This is a genomic window from Mycobacterium simiae, assembly GCF_008370645.1.
GTDB lineage: Bacteria > Actinomycetota > Actinomycetes > Mycobacteriales > Mycobacteriaceae > Mycobacterium > Mycobacterium simiae_A.
In genome coordinates this window covers 1-5,181 of sequence record NZ_VTZN01000252.1, presented here as the reverse complement: position 1 = coordinate 5,181, position 5,181 = coordinate 1, and the positions used below count along the sequence as shown (strand labels likewise).

General features: G+C 67.2%; 6 protein-coding genes. All 6 read right to left on the bottom strand.

The annotated features are described in order from the left end of the window. Positions 1–164: 164 nt before the first annotated feature. Positions 165–620 carry a type II 3-dehydroquinate dehydratase gene (gene aroQ, locus F0Q45_RS24095; protein ID WP_149656294.1) on the bottom strand — a complete coding sequence of 152 codons (456 nt, stop codon included), beginning with the start codon at positions 618–620 and terminating at the stop codon, positions 165–167. Next, entirely contained in the window at positions 617–1,705 is a 1,089-nt protein-coding gene (gene aroB, locus F0Q45_RS24090) for a 3-dehydroquinate synthase (RefSeq protein ID WP_149656293.1), read from the bottom strand. The genes aroQ and aroB overlap by 4 nt, the downstream gene beginning before the upstream one ends. Next, positions 1,702–2,250: a shikimate kinase gene (locus F0Q45_RS24085; RefSeq protein ID WP_149656292.1), complete on the bottom strand. Its 549-nt coding sequence runs from the start codon at positions 2,248–2,250 to the stop codon at positions 1,702–1,704. Before F0Q45_RS24085 ends, aroB begins: the two co-directional genes overlap by 4 nt. A gap of 5 nt (positions 2,251–2,255) precedes the next feature. Next, positions 2,256–3,461, bottom strand: coding sequence for a chorismate synthase (gene aroC, locus F0Q45_RS24080; RefSeq protein WP_149656296.1), 1,206 nt, complete (start codon positions 3,459–3,461; stop codon positions 2,256–2,258). A gap of 479 nt (positions 3,462–3,940) precedes the next feature. Beyond that, positions 3,941–4,372 carry a prepilin peptidase gene (locus F0Q45_RS24075; protein ID WP_149656291.1) on the bottom strand — a complete coding sequence of 144 codons (432 nt, stop codon included), beginning with the start codon at positions 4,370–4,372 and terminating at the stop codon, positions 3,941–3,943. Positions 4,373–4,382: 10 nt separating this feature from the next. After that, a partial coding sequence (locus F0Q45_RS24070; protein ID WP_262491152.1) for a shikimate dehydrogenase occupies positions 4,383–5,181 on the bottom strand: 799 nt, incomplete at its 5' end.

Here is a 5,181-nt window from a genome sequence, read left to right as displayed (position 1 = left end):
CCACCAACAACACCCAATTCCTATTGCGAAAAAACAACATGGTTGAGAAACGCATCGATGAGCCTGAACACCTCATGGGTACCGTCGACGCCGACGGGCGCAACCGGACGACGCAGGCCTCGCCTGATGTCAACGCTTGCGCCGGCAAGCCTCGATCTGACCGATCAATGGCCTGCGACGCCAGTCTCGGACGCGCTGGCCAGATACCGCAGGGCGAGCAGGTAGCCCTGGATACCGAGCCCAACGATCACCCCAGTGGCGACCGGGCTGAGGTAGGAGTGACGCCGGAACTCTTCGCGGGCATGCACATTAGAAATGTGCACCTCGATTAGCGGCGCGCCTAGTTCCGCGCACGCGTCGCGCAGGGCCACCGAGGTATGCGTCAAACCGCCGGCGTTGAGGATCACGGGTTCTGCAGCATCAGCGGCCTGGTGAATCCACTCTAACAGTTGAGCTTCGCTATCACTTTGCCGCACAATAGCTTTCAATCCTAGTTCGGCGGCTTCCCGCTCGATCAAAGCGGCCAGCTCCGCGTGAGTAGTGCGGCCGTAGACGGTGGGCTCGCGCTGGCCCAGCCGGCCCAGGTTCGGGCCGTTGATCACGTTCACCGTCACGCTCATGGGGCACATACTCCCGCGTATGCAGTCACCAGCAGCCCTGGGTCGGGCCCCACCAACCGGCCCGGCTTGGCCAGCCCGTCGAGCACCACGAATCGAAGCACACCGGCCCGCGTTTTCTTATCGCCGGCCATGATGTCGATCAGTTGAGGCAGCGCGTCAGGTTCGTAGCTGACCGGCAATCCCAGTGCGGACAGGATGGTGCGATGGCGCTGCGCGCTAGCCTCGTCTAGCCGCCCGGCAAGGCGGGCGAGTTCGGCCGCGAACACCAGTCCTACCGACACCGCGGCGCCATGGCGCCACTGGTAGCGCTCCCGACACTCGATCGCGTGCCCCAAAGTGTGTCCATAGTTGAGGATTTCGCGTAGTTCGGATTCCTTCTCGTCGGCAGCGACAACTTCCGCTTTGACAGCCACCGCGCGCCGAATCAACTCCGGCAAGACGTCACCCGTCGGGTCCAGTGCAGCCGCTGGATCGGCTTCGATGAGGTCGAGGATCACCGGGTCGGCGATGAATCCGGCCTTGACCACCTCGGCCATCCCGCAGGCGATTTCGTGATGCGGCAGCGTCTGCAGCGTCGCCAGATCGGCCAGCACAGCCAGCGGCTGGTGAAACGCTCCGACCAGGTTCTTGCCGGCATCAGTGTTGATGCCCGTCTTGCCGCCGACGGCCGCGTCCACCATGCCCAACAGCGTGGTGGGCACATGAACGATCGACACACCGCGCAGCCAGGTGGCGGCCGCGAATCCGGCAACGTCAGTGGCGGCTCCGCCACCCAAGCTGACCAGCGCGTCCTTGCGGCCAATTCCGATGCGGCCCAACACGTCCCAGATGAATCCGACGACCGGCAATTCCTTGCCGGCCTCGGCGTCGGGGATTTCGATGCGGTGCGCGTCGACGCCCTGGTCGGCCAGGTGGACGCGGATGGCCTCGGCGGTCTGCGTCAGCACCGGTTGATGCACGATAGCGACTTTGTTCCGGCCGACAAGCAACTCGCTCAGTTCGGTCAACAAGCCGGTACCGATCACCACCGGGTAGGGCGGGTCGACGGCAACCTGCACGGTTACCGGTACGCCGCGATCGGTCATGTGGTGCCCCCGCTGGTAGTGGGAGTAACAGCAGGAGAAGTGTTTTCCAGCCGCGACATAATGTAGCGAACCACTGCCCCAGGGTTGCGGCGGTTGGTGTCGACCCGGATGGTCGCCACCCGGCGGTACAGCGGAATCCGTTTGGCCATCAACGCGCGGAATTTTTCCGCACGGTCCGGACCGGCCAGCAACGGGCGCACGCTGTTGCCGCCGGTGCGCCGAACTCCTTCTGCGGCATTGATCTCCAAGTACACGACGGTGTGGCCGGCCAGAGCGGCGCACACTCCTGGACTGGTGACCGCGCCGCCGCCCAGCGACAGCACACCGTCATGGTCGGCCAATGCCGTGCGCACCACTTGCTCCTCGATACGCCGGAATTCCGTTTCGCCGTCGGTGGCGAAGATATCGGCGATGCTGCGCCCGGTCTGCTGCTCGATCGCCGCGTCAGTATCGAGCAGGCTGACCCCGAGTGCCTTGGCAAGCCTGCGCCCGATGCTGGATTTCCCCGAACCGGGCAGCCCCACCAGTACCGCTTTGGGTGCCATCGGTGCTATCCCGACGCCCGAGCGGCTGGCGACTGCCGGTCGTAGACCGTGCGCTGGTAAGCCTCGATGTTGCGGCGGGTTTCGGCCAGCGAATCGCCGCCGAACTTTTCCAGCGCGGCTCGGGCAAGCACCAATGCCACCATGGCCTCGACCACCACCGCGGCGGCCGGAACGGCGCAGACATCGGAGCGCTGGTGGATGGCGACGGCCTCGTCGCCGGTGGCCATGTCCACGGTGGCCAGCGCCCGCGGCACGGTGGAAATGGGTTTCATCGCGGCACGCACCCGCAGCGGCTGGCCGTTGGTCATCCCGCCTTCAAGCCCACCGGCCCGGTTGGTCGAGCGAACCACCCCTTCGGGCCCGGGGTACATCTCGTCGTGGGCACGACTACCGCGGCGACGGGCGGTGTCAAACCCGTCGCCAATCTCCACACCCTTGATCGCCTGTATCCCCATCACGGCGGCGGCCAGCTGGCTGTCGAGCCGGTTGTCGCCGCTGGTGAATGATCCCAATCCGACCGGCAGGCCCAGCACCACGGCTTCCACCACGCCGCCCAGGGTGTCGCCGTCCTTCTTGGCCGCCTCGATTTCGGCGATCATCGAGTTCGCGGTCTGCTCGTCATAGGCACGCACCGGGCTGGCATCGATCGCCGCAAGGTCGGCGGGCCCCGGCGGTGGACCGTCGTAGGGCGGCGAGGCGCCGATCGAGATGACGTGGGAAAGCACCTCGACGCCAAGCGCCTGCTTGAGGAATGCCCGTGCGATCGTTGCCGCGGCGACCCGGGCCGCGGTTTCGCGTGCGCTGGCCCGCTCCAGCACCGGTCGGGCATCGTCGAAGCCGTACTTGAGCATGCCGGCGTAGTCGGCGTGACCTGGACGCGGCCGGGTGAGTGGTGCGTTGCGTGCGACATCGGCCAACTCGGCGGAGTCGACGGGATCGGCGGCCATCACGGTTTCCCATTTCGGCCATTCGGTGTTGCCGATTTCGATGGCGATGGGCCCGCCCAGAGTGGTTCCGTGGCGTACCCCGGACAACACCGTCACCGCGTCACGTTCGAACGCCATCCGCGCGCCGCGGCCATAACCCAGCCGGCGGCGGGCCAATTGATCGGCGATATCGGTGGAGGTAACGTCCACCCCGGCGACCATGCCGTCGACCACAGCCACCAACGCACGGCCGTGGGACTCCCCGGCGGTGATCCAGCGCAACACTCGAACATCTTCCCATGGCGGCTGGCGGCGGCGCCCAGCCACGTCAACGCGCCGAATCGCAGCAGCGATAGCCTGGGCGAGCATATTGCCCCAACAGCCACCTGCGTCAGGGGTGACAGAACATGTCGTTGCCAGCGCGGCGCCGGACGAGGTGGCTGCGACCGCGGGTTGCTTGGCGCAGGCCGGTTCGGGTGATGAGCGCGGCCAACGCGTCGCCGGGTATCGGATCGACGAGGTGGCCTCGAAACTCCGGGGAAGCCAGCGCACACCCGACACGCGCCCAGATTGACGCCAGCGCGGAAAAGTCCGAGTGGACGTCGCGCCCACGTCAATCTGGGTGTATGGATCGCGATCCCCACCCCTTGCGCCCAAGCATTTCGCGTCCGTGCTGCGGTTTGCGTACGGAGGCCGACCTCGTGGCAGCCGCCCAACGAGCGGTGGTCGGAAGTCGCAGTTGTGACGGGTAGGCCTCAGCAGACTCATCCTGGCAGCAGGACCAGCCCTGCAGCGACCGCGCTGGCTACGCACATCGAGGGCCCGTGCGGCACCGTACGGGCGCCGCGCAACATCGCCAGCATGCCCCACGACGCCGTCAGCAGCGGCGCTGCCACCGCCGCCAGAAACCACACCTCGACCCCGAAACAGCCGGTCAGCGCGCCCAGGCCGATCGCCAACTTGACATCACCGGCACCCATCGCCGCCGGAGCGAGTACGTGCACTAGCAGGTACACCGTGGTGAGCGCGACCGCACCGGCCAGCGCCGGCATCGACCGGCCAGCGAAGCCGGCGCCCAACACAATCACGATCGCCCCGGGCACCGTCAACACGTTGGGCAATCGGCGGTGCCGGAGGTCGTAGCAGCTCAACACCACCAGCCAGGCCAGCACCACAGCAATCCCGCCGATGCGCATGCGCGGCAGGCTAATCCAGTTCGGCCAATGCGCAAGTCATCGCCGCGCGCGGGGCGGGCGATCCGGTGAATTGCTCCACCTGCGCGAATGCCTGGTGCAACAGCATCTGCAGGCCACTGATCACCCGACCACCCGCGGCGGTCACCGCAGCCGCCAGCGGTGTGGGCCACGGGTTGTAGATCGCATCCAGCAACACCGGGATGGCGGCAAGGGTGCCGGCATAGTGCGCCGCCACATCCGCCGGAATGGTGCTGACCAACGCCCCGGCAGCGGCGACCTCGTCGGCCAACCGCGCATCGTCTAGGCCGCTGCATCGGGTCGCCACCCCCACGCGCCGTCCGAGTTCGGCCAACCGGGCGGCCTTGACGGGATTGCGCGCCACCACCGTGATGCCGGTGACGCCCAGCTGGGCCAGCCCGACGACGGCCGCCGGAGCGGTGCCGCCCGAACCCAACACCACCGCGCGACCGGAAACCGCGCCGAGGGCGCCGGTCACACCATCGATGTCGGTGTTGTCGGCCCGCCAGCCGTGTGACGTGCGCACCAGGGTGTTGGCCGAGCCAACCTGCTCGGCGCGTGCGGTGCGCTCATCGGCGAACCGCAGCGCGGCGAACTTGCCCGGCATGGTCACCGAAACCCCGACCCATTCCGGCCCAAAGCCAGCGACACGGGCGGGCAGCTGTTCTGCAGTGCATTCGATGCGCTCGTATGTCCAGTCGGGTAAGCCGAGCGCGCGGTAGGCAGCCAGGTGCAGCTGCGGCGACCGGGAATGGGCGATCGGGGAACCGAGAACCCCCGCCTTCCTAGCA